Origin of the sequence: Pantoea allii (genome assembly GCF_002307475.1) — a bacterium.
GTDB lineage: Bacteria > Pseudomonadota > Gammaproteobacteria > Enterobacterales > Enterobacteriaceae > Pantoea > Pantoea allii.
In genome coordinates, this window is sequence record NZ_NTMH01000040.1 from 455,471 (window position 1) to 470,950 (window position 15,480).

At 48.0% G+C, this 15,480-nt stretch carries 11 protein-coding genes; 6 read left to right on the plus strand and 5 right to left on the minus strand.

The annotated features are described in order from the left end of the window. Positions 1-5 precede the first annotated feature (5 nt). From pgk to CMR03_RS19325, 6 genes are all read left to right on the plus strand, one after another. Positions 6-1,076, plus strand: a complete 1,071-nt coding sequence (gene pgk / locus CMR03_RS19300) for a phosphoglycerate kinase (RefSeq protein WP_158086995.1) — start codon at positions 6-8, stop codon at positions 1,074-1,076. Continuing rightward, positions 1,066-2,283 carry an MFS transporter gene (locus tag CMR03_RS19305; protein ID WP_063879119.1) on the plus strand — a complete coding sequence of 406 codons (1,218 nt, stop codon included), beginning with the start codon at positions 1,066-1,068 and terminating at the stop codon, positions 2,281-2,283. Before pgk ends, CMR03_RS19305 begins: the two co-directional genes overlap by 11 nt. Before the next feature lie 8 nt (positions 2,284-2,291). Then, positions 2,292-5,201, plus strand: a complete 2,910-nt coding sequence (locus tag CMR03_RS19310) for an AMP-binding protein (protein WP_096012355.1) — start codon at positions 2,292-2,294, stop codon at positions 5,199-5,201. A gap of 31 nt (positions 5,202-5,232) precedes the next feature. Further along, a complete protein-coding gene (locus tag CMR03_RS19315; RefSeq protein ID WP_279627546.1) occupies positions 5,233-5,829 on the plus strand; it encodes a pyridoxine/pyridoxamine 5'-phosphate oxidase in 597 nt (198 codons plus the stop codon). A gap of 998 nt (positions 5,830-6,827) precedes the next feature. Beyond that, positions 6,828-7,913 carry a glycosyltransferase family 9 protein gene (locus tag CMR03_RS19320; protein WP_096012357.1) on the plus strand — a complete coding sequence of 362 codons (1,086 nt, stop codon included), beginning with the start codon at positions 6,828-6,830 and terminating at the stop codon, positions 7,911-7,913. 1,016 nt (positions 7,914-8,929) lie between these two features. Beyond that, positions 8,930-9,433 carry a hypothetical protein gene (locus CMR03_RS19325; RefSeq protein WP_096012358.1) on the plus strand — a complete coding sequence of 168 codons (504 nt, stop codon included), beginning with the start codon at positions 8,930-8,932 and terminating at the stop codon, positions 9,431-9,433. A gap of 103 nt (positions 9,434-9,536) precedes the next feature. Here the strand turns inward: CMR03_RS19325 and CMR03_RS19330 are convergent, their stop codons facing one another. The 5 genes from CMR03_RS19330 to CMR03_RS19350 are packed head-to-tail and all read right to left on the minus strand — an operon-like array spanning position 9,537 to position 15,462. Next, the gene (locus tag CMR03_RS19330) at positions 9,537-10,274 is read right to left on the minus strand and encodes a fimbrial assembly chaperone (protein ID WP_096012359.1); all 738 of its coding nucleotides are present in this window, start codon (positions 10,272-10,274) and stop codon (positions 9,537-9,539) included. Beyond that, positions 10,240-11,571 carry a fimbrial usher protein StbD gene (gene stbD / locus CMR03_RS19335; protein ID WP_244181398.1) on the minus strand — a complete coding sequence of 444 codons (1,332 nt, stop codon included), beginning with the start codon at positions 11,569-11,571 and terminating at the stop codon, positions 10,240-10,242. Before stbD ends, CMR03_RS19330 begins: the two co-directional genes overlap by 35 nt. 3 nt (positions 11,572-11,574) lie before the next feature. Continuing rightward, a complete protein-coding gene (locus CMR03_RS19340) occupies positions 11,575-14,133 on the minus strand; it encodes a fimbrial outer membrane usher protein (RefSeq protein WP_096012360.1) in 2,559 nt (852 codons plus the stop codon). Beyond that, entirely contained in the window at positions 14,105-14,863 is a 759-nt protein-coding gene (locus CMR03_RS19345) for a fimbria/pilus periplasmic chaperone (RefSeq protein WP_096012361.1), read from the minus strand. Before CMR03_RS19345 ends, CMR03_RS19340 begins: the two co-directional genes overlap by 29 nt. A 59-nt stretch (positions 14,864-14,922) precedes the next feature. Then, on the minus strand, positions 14,923-15,462 hold the full coding sequence (locus tag CMR03_RS19350; protein WP_096012362.1) for a fimbrial protein: 540 nt from the start codon (positions 15,460-15,462) through the stop codon (positions 14,923-14,925). Positions 15,463-15,480 lie beyond the last annotated feature (18 nt).

The following is a 15,480-nucleotide window of genomic DNA, read 5'->3' on the forward strand; positions in this document are numbered from 1 at the left end:
CACCGGTGATCCTGTACAGCGCCGGCATCAATATTTCCTCTGGGGTGCGAACGCACCCCAGAATTAACGAAGATGCTGAGTCGATCAAATCGCTCATGAATGGCCAACAGTCCATTCTGATCTATAACCATCAGGGAGATTATTTCAAGAAAACAGCAGAACCTACCCCGTGGATTGCATCCCTTCTGAGCGAACGTTTGCAGCAGCATGTCCATTATTTCCCTGACTGTGTGGGCCGGAAGGCGCAAGACTTTATTGCCCGACTGTCAGAAGGCGAAGTCGCGCTCATGGGAAATACACGTTTTTATCCTGAGGAGCAACAGAACGACGCGACGTTTGCAGCAGATCTGGCAAAGCCGGGAGATCGACTGGTGATCGGCGGTTTTTCTAAATTACACAGGAAAAATGCGTCGAACTGCGCGATCAAAGCTTTCATTCCGTGGTGTTACTCAGAGGGGGTGCTGTCGCAGCTTGAGGAGCTTGAGCAGATACATTCTGCTCTTTACCGCCACAGGCCCACCATACTGCTGCTGGGGGGGAATAAAAAGGAGAAGCTGCAGTTTCTCTTCCATCATCCCCGGCTTCCTTATGTTGACCGCGTCATTGCAGGAGGCGCCGTTCTGAACAGTCTACTCAAAGCGCGTGGTATCCAGATCGGGCAGTCTGACTGTTTTCCCTTACCTGAAAATGTGTCGTTTAATCTGCCCTTATACATACCAGAGGTCCTGATCGTCTCTGATGCTCAAGGTAGGATGGTGCGACGACCTCTACTGCAGGTCCGTGACAGAGACAGGATAGTGGATTTTATCTTCAGCGAGGAGTTTCTGGCAGATGTAACGGGTCCTGATGGCATTTCCTTTTTCGCTGCAGGTCCGCTCAGTGTGCCCGGTAGTCAGTATGCCCATGCGGCATACAGGGCTCTAAAAAGAAAGGGGATACAGGGACTTTTCATGGGAGGAGACACGCTGACAGAAACGGAGACATTCTCATTCACATCATCCGGTGGTGGTGCAGTGCTTCACTTCTTCTCATCGGGCTATGAAGACATCAAATTTCAGGAATCGTATGGAAGCTAATTCACTATCATTTCTAAAGCCTGTCATTGCCGTTCATAAGCGCTGCGGTAAAGAGTTAGCAGGAACATTTTTTATTCGCCTAATCTATTTTATCGCATGGCCTTATATGGTTTTGGTCTTTCAGCAAGATTACGGACTCAATACACTTGACACTGGCCTCTTGCTTTTCCTTGCCACACTCACGGCGTTCTTTTCGACACAATTAGCGGGAACGGCAATTGACCGCGGTCATCTTAATATCGTATTCCCTACAGCCAGTTTGACACTGATGGCAGGGCTGTCTCTGCTGTTAGTTCAGAGCCTTCCGGCAGCCGTCGCCGGCCTGAACCTTCTGGTTCTCTCTACGCGCTGTCTGGAAACGGGCTTTAAAGTCAACCTCAGTAATAGCGCGACACGTGAACTCGCCGAGAGTGCACACAATGCCCGATATTACTATGTCAACGTGGGTGGAGCATTGGCACCTGCTTTGGTCGCTCTACTGGGACTACAGGGACGAACCTACCTTTTGTACGGTTCTCTCGCCATGGCACTCTTGATAGCGTTATATACGTTTTACTGCCGACAAGAGACAAGACGAAACACCAACAGCCCCACCATGTCAGCAAGCCTGAAACGGATCTTTCGCGACCGTTCATTCATGATGTTGTGTGTGTTCAGCGTTCTTTTTTATATGGTCATGGCCAGTAACGATACTGTTTTACTGATGTTGCTGAGCCAGCAGTTATCTCAGAAAACAGCCTTGCACTACTATGCAACTGTGCAGGTAATCAACACGCTCATGGTATTGATTGCCTATTTCCCGCTTAATCATGCCTTAAGGCATCTTACACTGTCCTTTCGCCTGAAAGCTGCACTAGGCGTGATGATAGTGAGCCAACTGATGGTTTTTTTTAATCTGCTGAACAGTGAATTTACCGTTGCGGTTTTTGCTCTGATATTTACCCTGGGCGAATTGGTCGCTATCTCTACCTCCAATTTTGCAATGGAGTTACTCACGCCCTCCGAATTCAAGGGCGGATATTTCTCTTTTTACAACATATATATGACCGGCATGGCTTTAGCCCCGCTCCTGGGGGGCGCTTTTATTCACGCCGGTATCGGTGACCGCTGGTATCTGATTACAGTCGCAGCGCTGATAATCGCGTCATGCATTTTTAGCAGGATTCAGGTCGATAACAAGGCAAAAATATTCAATGAAGTAAAGTGAGGTAATGAATGCGTTTTTTCAGACTTCCGCAGGGACAGGACACTGCGATCATCTATAAAAATGAGATCCTGTCACGCGACAGAGTACGATACCTTACGCACTGTCTTGCAGATAAATTACTCAACCATTGGCCTGTAACGCTCAGCAGGGTGGCAATGCTCGTTGATCCTTCACCACGTCAGCAGATAACGGTTCTGGCACTTCATCATGCCGGTATCACCTGTGTCCCTCTGGCAAAAAGCTTGCCGAAAACACGTATTGAAGAGATTACCCGCACGCTTGCGCTGGACCTTATTATTACTGATCTACACACCGATGATATCCCTGGCGTTAACATTGATCAGCTTTTCGAAAATCTCATTGATAATGATGAATTGGTTATCCCTGCCGATGTTGAGCCTGGCGCGGAATGCCTGATACTTCATACCTCGGGAAGTACTGGTGTGCCAAAAGCCATTGCGCTGAGTTGGGATAATATTGCCAGTGTGGTCAAGGCTTTTACTGAAACCCCGATGTTCGGGTCTTCATCAATGGCAAATCGCATATGCAGTTTTGACTTTTCTGTGATTGAAACGTTGCCTTATCTTTACCATGGCAGGCTTTTGCACATCATTGATCAGTCAACTCGTGATGTTCCCCGGCTGCTGGCAGAAGCCATCCTCGACTCACCGGCAGAAGTCGTGGCCATGACCCCCTCCTGGTTTTATGAAGTGGGGCGCCAGATGCTCGCACTTCAGAATGGCAGCTATGAGCGTGTGCATAAAAAAATCATTTTTGGCGGAGAAAAAATCAATTATGCCACCCTGAAACCCTGGTGGGAGGCGTTTGTGGCTGAACAAGGCTGCGAGGTTTTCAACATTTATGGACCAACTGAGTGTAGCGTTTTTGTCACATGGCATCAGGTGACAGACGCAGATACCCTGTGTCCTGCGGCTAAAGTGGGCGAGGCATTTGGAGATAATTCGCTCCATATCGTGGATGAGAATAACCAGAAGATGACCTCAGACGGGCAGCCTGGCCGACTGGTGGTCGAGGGAAGGTCTGTGGCACTCGGCTATCTGAACGCGGCAACGGATGAACGTTTCAGTCGTGAGGGCACGACACGACGCTATGACACAGGAGACATCGTTTATAGGGAAGGTCGCTCGTTCTTTATAATAGGGCGTGGCGATAATCAGGTAAAAGTAAGAGGCTTTCGTATCGATCTTGATGAAATTACCCGGAACATTTCAGCAGTCGATCATATCCGGGATGTTCATGTATCAGTATTAAATAATGAGCGTACTGAGCATATTGTGGCTTTCGTGACGTCCACTCAACCCGATGTTGCCGAAAAGGTCTATGAGCACCTCGCAAACCATTTGCCTGAATATGCACTGCCTAATCACATCTGTCAGGTCGATAACCTTCCATTGAATCCCAACGGAAAAGCTGATGAACATGCACTCCGTAAGCACTATGAACAGGCGCTCGAAGAGAAAAACCTGCGCCTGATGGCCAGACGTATCAAGGCTTACGCCTTTCCGTCACATTATACGCTTGGAGACCTGCATCTCACCTCTTTGGAGATTGTTGAGCTGATAATTGAGCTGGAAATGGCCTATGGGATCAGGCTACCCACCCCTGATAAAAAACAGTTGCTGCATAGCCTGGCTAAAGCGTGTGAAACATTACCCACATCTGCCGTTGAGCAGTCTGATGGTGCCCCTGAAATACCGACGTTCAGCCGGACACTGCCATCGCAGGGATACTACTGTGACAATTATTTTAGATATCAGATACGCCGAGATGCGGTGTCTGTGACCTTACAGTTTTCCGAGCGGTATTCCGAGGAATCCCTGAGAAAAGGCGTCTGGAGTCTGCTCCAGGATGTTCCTTCTCTTCATCTGAAAATCCGTGAACAGGATGGTGACGTCTGGCAATATGATGCCCACATCCATGACGAAGTAGATAACTATGAATTGAAGGATTCTTCTACAAGTCTACTGTCACAGGATTTTGATTTTGAAGAAGGCAAACTGTTCTATTTCCAGCTCAAAAGTGGAAGTAAAGGCCCTCAACTCATGCTGCATTTTGCACACGTGATTGCGGATGGTTACGCATGCAGGTGGTTGATAAATGCACTGCTGGCTCTACTTGACGGACAGGCGTCACCTCCGGTAACCCCCCTTCATGCATATGCTAACCGCGTCTGGCAACAGCAGCCGGATGAGCAAACTGGTATAAAACAGTTCTGGGCTCAGCAATCTGTGCTTGAAAGGCCGTCCATGCTTTTTGGGATGATTCCTGCCACGGTTTCGTCAGGGTGTACAGAAGGAATGATTAAAGTGCTTGTGTGCGATTATCTACCTGCTTCACTGCTAAACCGGCTGCTAACGGATACGAATATTTCGCTGCATGCTTTGGTGTCTTATGCAGTATGGCGCGCGCATCAGGCACTCTGCACGCTGGACCGGCTGGAATTTCACTCACCAATAGGTAACCGTAATCGCGAGAACCATGCCGTCATTGCAAATATGATTACGATAGTACCTTTCAGTATCAGCCTGCCTGCTGAGGAAAGCCTCCTCCGTCAGTTGATTGCAATGGAACAAGCCATAGCTGAACACATCCGTTTATGTCAGCTCAGTTGGGGGGAGACCGCTGATTTGACCGGGCGCAGAAGAATCTCGCTGATTGTGGCTGAAAGCCCTAAGCTCTTCAGTGACAGCAGACACGGTGTTCATGAGGTTGATTTAGCAGGGCCGGTGATCGCGAAAAATGCACTTTCATTTTTCTACTGTTCCTACAAGGACGCACTGCATATTGATATCAGATATAACAATTCAGTGGCTGAAGGCTCTGTTATTGAAACTATCAGTGAAACCCTGAACAGGGAACTGCAGGGAATAGCTGACAGACTGTCAGATAACAACTAATACCTACATCAACATCCCGAAAAGTCAGGAGATAAGCGTTATGGCAGAAAATCCTATGGCAAAGTTTCATCAATGGTGGACAGAGTACAAACGAGATGTGTCTCCTGCCCATCCGGGCGCAGTATGCGTATCAACGGTTTCAGAAAGTGGCGCGCCGCGCGCCCGGTTCGTCGGTCTCAAATCTGCTGATGAGGATGGGTTCGTATTTTGCACGTGGTTTGATTCTCCCAAAGGTAAGGATTTGAACCAGAACCCAAAAATCGCGCTAACCTTTTGGTGGGAAGAAAAAGGCTGGCAGGTAAGAGTTGAAGGTACGGTTGAACAGGTCAGTGAGCAGGAGTCAAAAAAGGAATGGGCTTCGCGGTCACGTGACGCCCAGCTTGCTACCCTTTGTTTTAAACAAAGCCAGCCTCTTGATTCGGAAGATGAACTTTATGATATGTACCGTCGAGCACAGGCTGAGACGGCTGACGGACCCGTAGAGAAACCGGCGCGCTGGGGCGGCTACAAAGTAATACCCGTATCGATAGAGTTTTTAACTTTCCGTGAAAATCGCATGCACTTACGCGAATACTACTACCGTAAAGATAAAATCACCGACTGGGAAAAAACACTTCTTCAGCCCTGAAGCTTCCCCACGTTTCCTTCAGTCAATGCCAGACTGTGACGTAAAGAACAGGCAGGATGGCATTTTTCGGACATCAATTTTTACCTGGTTGGTCACCATACCTGCGTAGCATTCTCAAGCAGAAGTGTGCGGATGAGCATAGGTTACTCGTAGATCATTATATTAAAGGTACATTTTAGCGCCTCGGGCCGCAAAGTAATGCTATCGAAGAGAGTGATCCACACTGAATTTATGATGGCCTAAGGATTTATTGAAGCGGCCTGGTGAGGCTGGATGGGGGATTAAGATAGACAGCTGGATTTGAGGGGCTGGCTTTTGGCTCTCATCAGGCTACTGCGTGGATCTTTTCGTTGAGCCATTTAAAAATCCCCTAATGGCATTAATAATCACCTCTGGGTTAAATATACGATAGAAGATCGTATCAGCATCATAGGGGGAAGAGGCCAAAAAATGTCAGGTTCGTTGACCCGTTTCTTAGCACATCCTGCGGCGCTTGTTTTACATAATAATAGCGCGCTTAAGAGCCTCTGCCTGACAGTGATAATTGAACCTCTGATTAAGATATGCACCCATCCTATTTGGAATCAGGGGGGAAGCTCGCTGGATTTCAGACATCATGGGATCATCCCGCATCCCTAACAAAAGTTCTTTCCTGTGTTTTATCAGTAAATCTCGCCATGAATTTTTAGAAAAAGACAGGCTGAATTGACCCTGGGCTAATTCCAGAATGAGGATGTTATCGTGCGGTCGCTTGTGTGTGAAGGTTGCTTAAGGACATCACAGGCGGTGTGGTTTGCTGAGAATGCCAGTCAATGATAGCAGGCCGGTTTCTGGCACCGACGGGGTGGCTTCGCCCCTGGCGATTTATCATATATACTGCGCCCTTAGTTTTCGCCTGTGACCACGAAAACCCCCGTGTTGTTGCCGGCTTAACGGCGTGATAAACGGGTTTTCCAGTGACAAAAAGTAAGGATAATGAGGCGTCAGTCAGGACTACTATGAGTAAAATTGCAAAACAACTAGCCGCCAGATTATTCCTTTCGTTGTGGCAGGTGACAGGTTATCGCGTCAAAAAGATTGACCGTTTTTCTGAACAGGATGACCTGAAAAATATCGCTATTATTTCGAATACGGCGCTTGGCGACTTTTTGTTTAACACGCCAGCAATTGGTGCGATTAAAAAACGCTGGCCTGATGCCAGAATCATACTGGTTATTCAGCCGCGAAATCATGCCCTGGTGGCAGAAAGTGAAATGATCGATAAGGTCCTGTACTGGGATGGAAAATTTCCCGGCATGTTGTCGCTGGCCCGGGCCTTAAGGAAAGATCAGGTGGATGCTACTTTTATCCTGCACTCCCGCACGCCTTACGACATTGTCACCGCCTCACTGGCACGTTCAAAATACATATTCAAAGACGTTTACTATGCGGATTACCAGGGCAAAGAAAACTTTATTCTGGCCGGCTGTTTATCTGCATTTTATGACAACAGAAAGAACGGCAACATTCATCTCATTCGTCAGAAAAAAGACATGCTCACCGCGGTCGGTATTGATGTGCCATCGGACGCCATGTTTATTCCTGCGCCCTTCAAACGTCAACAGAATACCGTCCCGGTTATTGGCATTCATGCTGGCGCGTCCAGTTCCGAACGGTGCTGGCCAGAAGCCTTCTATTCGCAGCTTATTGAGAAATTAATAGCCCGGCATGACGATCTCATTATTGAACTCATCGGGGCACCGGGAGAAAAGGCGCTGAATCAACGGATCATTGATGGTATGGGGATATCCAGCGATCGCGTCATCAACGTCGCGGGTACCACCAACCTGATCCAGCTGGCTGAAAAAATATCCGGTTTTGCGACGTTAGTGGTGGGAGACACGGGGCCTTTGCATCTGGCCGTGGCGGTGCAAACACCGACGGTGGCCTTGTTCAGTAACCAGAGCACCATCGATGGTGCAGCTCCTTTGCAAGATCCGCATCTCCATCAGGTTTTGCGCCCCGCAGAAGAGCAGGCAGGATTACGTGCGATAAGCTGCAATGAGGTATATGAGGCCGTTGAGCGTAATCTTTCTGAGCACTAATTTCTCTTGAGTGCCAGGCATGGTCGGTTCATCCCGCTGCCTGGCCCCATCAGCTTTACGACGCTGTCTGAGCCCCTATTGTTGATGCATCGTATTATCGCAGTTATCAACCACGTCTTACGTGACACATAATAGTATCGCTGGGGTGATGAGAGTCGCGACCGGGGATGGATATGGATGCGCAAGGTGCGACCATAAGATCTTTCAGCACGTTATCACTCACTTAACGTTTAGGCTCATATACCAGTTTATCCGGTCAGCGCTCGCAGCTAACGGAATGTGGAGATTGGTTTTTTAACTACATCTTTCCAGGAAATATTGACATCTAGGGGAGTAAAATGATGCGCCGGTAATACTATAATCGAGCATGAGTAAAGTCCTGACCGATTATCTAAAGCCTTTATATCTGTCATGTTCACTCTATATTGTATACCCATTAATCGCTTAATGTCAGTCCACCTCTATAAAACCAATTTACCATCTTGAATTTTTTTTTGGAAATTATAAAGAATTTATTCAAATAAAAGTGATGTATTTGCATTACTTTTGCGCTATGCAATATGACTGTTTTGATTTTTCTTGGTTATACCGGTATCTGTATAGATAGTCTGGTGGATAAGTAATTTAGGGGGGTACTTCATGCCACTTTCATCATTGGGTGTCATTTTTATTTTCCATCATTACAAGGCTTTACTGATTTTGAACAATAAAAAATTTAAATGATGATGTATGTTGGTTAGATGAAATGTTGACGGTTTCGCTTCTTAACGTCTGTAAAAGACAGAGAGGTTTAACCAGTTATTTAATTCATACATTAATCGCATCCAGAGTGGATGGCTAAACTGTAATAATTAGGAGGTTTTTTATCTAAAAAATTATATTTTAAACGACTAAGTAATAATTATTTCTTATGCGCTATATGAACTTAAAGGGTTATATGAGGTTGAGAGATGTTGAACATTGTCGTTGTAAAAATTTTATAAAATAGGATTTATTATTACATTAAGGAGCAATACATGTGGTTTTTCAGAAATGCTAAAATGATCCCATGGAGCTTGACCGACAACATTCCTGGACAGACTCTTTCGATAGGTGCAGTAGAAATCAATCCTGACGTTACAGAAGAGCAAAAAAAATATAAAGTAGCAATGCGACTTGAAAACGTTGGATGTGATACTGGAATAATAAACTGGCACGGAGGTCCATTTGTTAGCCCCGGATATGTATTCATTAACTACAACGGTACGCGAAATATTTTAACTTATGGGACTTCGGTTGACAAGCTCGACACTGTCGGCGATTTTCTGGAATATCAAAAGGAGAATGTTAAAATTTACCATAATCTCGTTGAACAGGGGATAATTAATGAAAATATGTTTATTTTGCCAATTAATGGCTATCTATTTACCGAGGCAGTCATGGAAATCATGGTGTATGAAAATGAAGAGGATCAGAGAGATAATATCGAATATGATGCTTTCCGGTTAAATGCTGTGCTCTGTCCGCTTACGAAAAGTTAATCAGATGAAACCTGCGCTTCCTTGAGGACCGTACCTTGTTAGAGGCACCGCGTCTCAGTGCCTCATTATAATTCTATATAATATAACTTTGTGCCAAAAATACTTAATTCACCTGCGTCCCAGGTGTAGGGTGAAGCATGCTGTAATATTTATCAGCATTACCCCTGTCATCAATCACTTCATATTCCACGTTTGCCCCAGGATTAAGCGGTGTGGTGACTGGTACCGCAACATAAGACTGTGGTTCTACCATAATATCTCTCAGCACCTCTTTTTCTACTTTGACGTTCAGGCTCATATACCAGGGCGTAGGATTAGAAATCATGATTTGCTGGCTTTGTCGGGTAAAGCGTAGCTTTTGTGCATCTTCCGGTTGAGGCGCACCAAGCCCTGTCGGCCGTATAAACACTTTCAGGCGCAAACGCAGCGGCAGAATCACTTTTTGCTCGCTCGGGTTATCCGATTTTTTGAGCGCGGGTATCTGGTAAATATTCAACCAGTACAACGTCTCTTTACCCGCTCTTAGTTTCGCCCGCGAGGTCAGCATCAGCTTAAGTGAGCGTAATTCGCCAGGCAGCATTTTCAATACCGGCGGTATGGCCATGACCGGTGTTTGACTCTTATCCGGCGAAGCATGAATGTCGCCATCGTCCGTCCAGATTTGCAAAACGGCAGGGCTGCTCTCGCTATTGACCAGGTTAATGGACTGCGCCATTTCGTTAGCGTTGAAAACAATACGTGTTTTATCAATGTTCACAACGGCCGTTGCCTGGGCTGACAGCATCGCCGTGAGGAAAAACAGGCTGCTACTGAAAGCTGACCACCACTTGTAACTGTGCATTAACGGTTCCTGAAGTGATAACTTGTCCGGGAATAGCCTCAAGAGAGGCAGTAAAATCGCCGCTGTAGATCTCGCCGTTGTCTGATGACGCAAGCGTGGTCAGATCTTTATAGGCATACCACCCGCGTGCATTGCCTGTGCCGGTGCTGGTCATATCCGGTAACAGGTTGAGTGCGGCACCAGCGCTGTTATAAATTTTTATCCCCACGCCCGAGGCGGCGCTGTCATTGTCATCACCATAGTTTGTGTCGAGCAGCCAGGTTAATCCGCCGCTGCTGGTGGTCAGGCCGAGTGTGTTGGCCATCGTAACGGCCCGGGGCTGGTTTACCAGAAACCCCATCGCGACGTTGGCTGATGTTTTGGTGGAGTTGTTGATACTGGAGATCGCCCCGGCCTCACAGCGCAAATTGACAGAAAAAGGCGCCTGACTACTGCCACCATCAGCCAGAGCGCCTACACTGATCACCGGCAGGGATACTACAGCAGGATAATCCTGCACCTCGCAGGCAGCGCCGCGAACGTAGGTGACCGTATTGAAGGAGCTCCAGCCAACAGGCCAGTTAAAATGCCATCCACTATACTTAGTGCTATGGTCGTCACCGGGTTTCAGATCATCGCTTTGTAGTCCAGGACCTTTAAACGCGATATAGCCACGAGGTTGGTTGTTCTTATCAGGATAATACGCCTCACTATTCATGAAACGCTCAGTTCCATCAATTTTAAACATTTCGTACAGCACACGGCTGAACGCGCTGGCAGGAATATAGATTTTATCCCCGTCAGAATACCAGTCGCTGGCATTAAGCTGTCGTGCTTTCCAGTAGCGACTGTAATATTCCCCCGTAGAGAGGTTGGTCATTCTGACCGCCACGTTTTTGGCCTTATCATAATAAGCGCCTTCAACTTCATTCGTGGCATATTTGCCCGCTGTATCCCAATCGCCATTGGTGGAATACATTTCATAGAGTTTATCTACATCGCCCGCATCGCAGCGGAAAAGAATCTGATTCGGCGTAAAAGCATCCCGCATGGGCGTGTTGACGGGATCACCCACCGCACTGGCCAGTAATGTGCCTGCCGGCTGAAACAGGCTACCTGTATTGATATTAATTATTGCAGGTAACGGCAGTTTCCCCGTGCATTCATCACAGGCACCGGTCCATAACTTCGCGGTATAGCCAGCATTTTTAGCCGCCGTAGAAAGCTGACTCTGACTGGATACGACCGTACAGTTTGCCAGTAACGGAAGCGGAATCAGTCCGGTGGCGATCAACAAAAGCGTTATTATCAGCAACACGCGTTACTCCTTATTACACAAGCCGGGAAGATGGATCATGTGATCGTTGTGCTTTCCGGTAATTTGATAATTCACCAGGCAGGTTTGTTGACCGTCGTTATCCCAGATGACTTTGAGCGTGCCGGAGTCATGAGGTACGCGTGCGTACAGCTGGCCGCCCTGGCCAACAACGCCGATGACGGTGTTATCCGCATCACGGACTTCCGCGCCCATAGGTGGCGTTTCCCCCTCATTACTGGTGAGCGAGATCAAGACTGCTTTGCCTTTGATCGTGGCGAAGTTCACCTGCACCACCGCGCCAGCGTAAGGCACAACCCGATGACTCCCTCCGCTTAGCTCGGCATCGGCGTTCATATCCAGCGTGTCCAGGCTAATGTTGTTTTCGCGATACGCGCTCAGGGAGGGGAGAATGGCATAGCCGAAGCGATCGATAACGGCGCCCTGACCATTGCGCACGCGTGCGCCCTGTGCGCCATCGGCCTGCACCAGGGCGAAAGTATCACTGCTGTAAGGGCCAAGTGTGATGCCTCCCCGGTGAAGAACCAGGCTGCCGGAAGCACCCAGTCCAGCCTGGCGATAGCTTTCGCCCTGGCCGTAATTGGCCCGGAACGCCCCAAGTCGGGTATTCTGCTGAACATTTCCACCGACGTTCAGTGCATGTCCACTGTTGCCGTTGCGGTAGTGCTCGCTACCGCCATAAAGGGAATAGGCGATATCGCGGTTGTCACCTGCTGAGCCCGACAGGGAGAGTGATGAGCTTTGTGTCTGCTTCGACTGGTTGTAGTGATAGGAAACAGAAGCGGTGTTGTGCCAGGTGAGAGGCATCGAAACCGTAAATGAAAAGGTATTTTCTGTGTAACGCTGCTGGCGGCTGTCATCCGGCTGATCGAAGACGTTTAGCTCGGCGCGCGTCGTATTCCATGTGGTGCGCTGACGCGCAACATTGAAACCGTAGCTGATCTTTTTCCAGCTATTGTTATAACCGAGCTGTAACTGGGTGATGCGTGACTTGTTGTTATAGTAGTCAGCCGTGCTGCCACTCAGGCTGATCATGCCGAGGTTATCAAATGACTGGCTCAGGGTGGCGGATAACCGATTGCGCTGATTCATCGAATCGGAGTAGTAGCTGATGCCGGTATCATTCTGCCTTCTGACGCCCAACACGTCCTGCAGATCGCGGAAGCCGCTGGTGGAATAACGGTAGGCCGCCAACACCAGATTAGTGCCAGTTTCAAACGTTTTGCTGTAACTCAACTCCGCGCGCCAGCCCGAGGTGTTTTTATTTTGCTCAACGCGCGCCTGTGAAAAAATGGTGTTCATCCCCACGGCGCCCATCGGTGAACCCCATACGCCGCCCGCCAGCCAGGCCTGGTAGTCTTTCGCCAGCCGCGAGCCGATCGTTGCCGTAAAACGGTTACTGATGCCGCGCTGTAAAACCCCCTCAAAAAACGTGTTTTCCACGCTGTAATATTGACGCACTCGCCCCAGCGCCAGCGCGTATTTCCAGTTTCCTGGACGAACAGAGTCCGGCACGGACGAGTAGGGCACTGTAAAAGTGGACCGCTTGCCGTTGGCTTCAATAATCTCAACGTCAAGATCGCCCTGACCGCTGGTGTTATATAAGTCATCAATAACAAAGGGGCCGGGGGGAACGCTGGTTTCGTAAATCACGTTGTTGAGCTGCCGAACGACAACGCGGGCATCAGAGGTGGCAACACCATGGACTTCCGGCGCATAGCCCCGTTTACCCTGCGGCCACATCCGTTCTTCTGAGGCGAGTTTAATGCCGTTAAAGGCAAGACTGCCGAACAGCGAGTTGTTGGTATAATTGTCACCTAATGAGAGCTGACTGTTTATGCTCTCCACAGGACGCTGCACCCAGCTTCTCACCTGATTATACTGATAACGGCTTCCGCTATGACTGTTGCGCAGATAGCGCATATTGCCCTGATGACGAAACTGCCACTTGTCCAGATTCGTGCCTGCGGTAATGCCGCTCCACAAATATTGATAACGATAATCAGACGATCGGTTTTCCGACCAGGTGAAGTTAGTGTTGTGACGCAGAAATAACGCCGTAATGCCTTCATCCCATTCAGAAACGGGGATATAGCCACGGGGAACCCGATTCAGGCTGGCAAGGGGGAACATATACTGCAAACGAAGTGAAGCCTGGTCGAAACGCCAGCTGCCTGCTTCCGTCCAGTCTGATAATGGCTGACAGTGGGCTGTCGTTTGTTCCACCCGCTGGTTTTTTAACTGCATTAACCTGATGATCTCTTCCGGCAGGCAAGGTTCCACCTCTCCCTCGTCACTGAATTTTTTGAAGTTAATTTTGACGCCGGATTTAATTATTTTATCGTTGAGGTAAATATCAACAAGATAACTTCCTTCAGGAATTGCATTTTGGTTGAATTGTTCAATGTTTTTCCCAAATGTCGCCCCTTTAAACAGTGAGGCGTCGAAATAATAATCTTCACTGCAGGCATAACACGAAAAACAGGCCGAGACGGTAAAAGCAATAAGTTTCGGGCTAATTAACGTCAACCGTAAAGTTTTCACTGATTTTAGCTCCCTGATCGTTAACTGCCGAGATTGAAACTACGCCTGCACCCTGCAAACGTTTGCTGTTGTTAAACCAATAGGTTTGCTTTGCAAAGGGCGAGACCATATCGGCCTCACTTTTAAAAGTGTGATTCCCTACTTTTAAAACAACATCCACCAGGGAAGCATGCCAGGGTTGTGGGTTGTCAATTTCAATCCCATTGCCTTTATTCGCCTGATACAGGGGAGTGACTGTTATGCCTTTCAGGATATTTTTTGGTGCGCCAATACGCTCAGGGCGATAAAAAACCTTCATGCGATTACGCAATACCACCAACATGACATTCTGTGTCTTATCCTGATTTATATTTGATGGCGGAATTTGCAGGGTATTAAACCAGTAAACAGATTCACGATCCTGAGGCTGTGCAACGGTGTTATTCACCATAACCTTCGCGACCTGACCTGCCTTCGGCTGAATGCGGAATACCGGCGGTGTAATGATAAAAGGCGTATTTACGCGATTTTCTGGCTGTGAGTTTTCGTCACCGTTATCAAACCAGCTCTGAATAACATAGGGAATGGCATCGTTATTTTTAAATTGCACATCCACAGAACGCGCCTGCCCAGGGTAAATAATACGGCTGCCCATAATCGTCACGCTGGCGTTTGCGTAAAAGGGCAATGTTAATGCGGGGATTACTGCTAGCGAGAGCGTCAACGCCAATAACAGTCTGCGAATAAACATAAATCAGTTCTCAATAGTTTATGGTGCACGCCAGACAACTGACGTGCACCGGATCAGTATTACTGGTAAGTCACCGCATATTGAAGTGAAGCGCTAACGGTACCCGCCGTTGCTACGTCGGTCGCCAGATACTGCGCGGCATAGGTGGCCGATTTTTCGGTTTCGCCGGAGCTCAGGGTTAAATCACCATCACCGATATAGGTACTGGTTAAATTAATCTCTGCACCGGTGGGGTCCAGTAACTGAATTTCGACGTTTTCAGCATTACCACTGTTTTTCAGATTACCGGTGTCGCTCACGTTGTTACCAATAAATACGGTGGATACACGCGTTGAATTAGTCGAGCCGGTACAGCCACTGATAGCGACGGAGAAGTCCGTTTTGCCCGCGACTTTTCCGCTTGCATCCAGTTCGTTCACGCCCACTGTCGGCATCAACACCAGCGGTGCACTGTTATTACCATTCACGTTGACTGAGCAAGTTTCATCGCTCACTTCACCCTGAAAGTTAATGGTGTTATCAGAATTCGCGAATGCTTGTCCTGATACCAGCGTCGCACTGATTAACAGGGATAAGGCCATAGCTTTGGTTTTTAACATGAGGTATTTTCCTTTTAC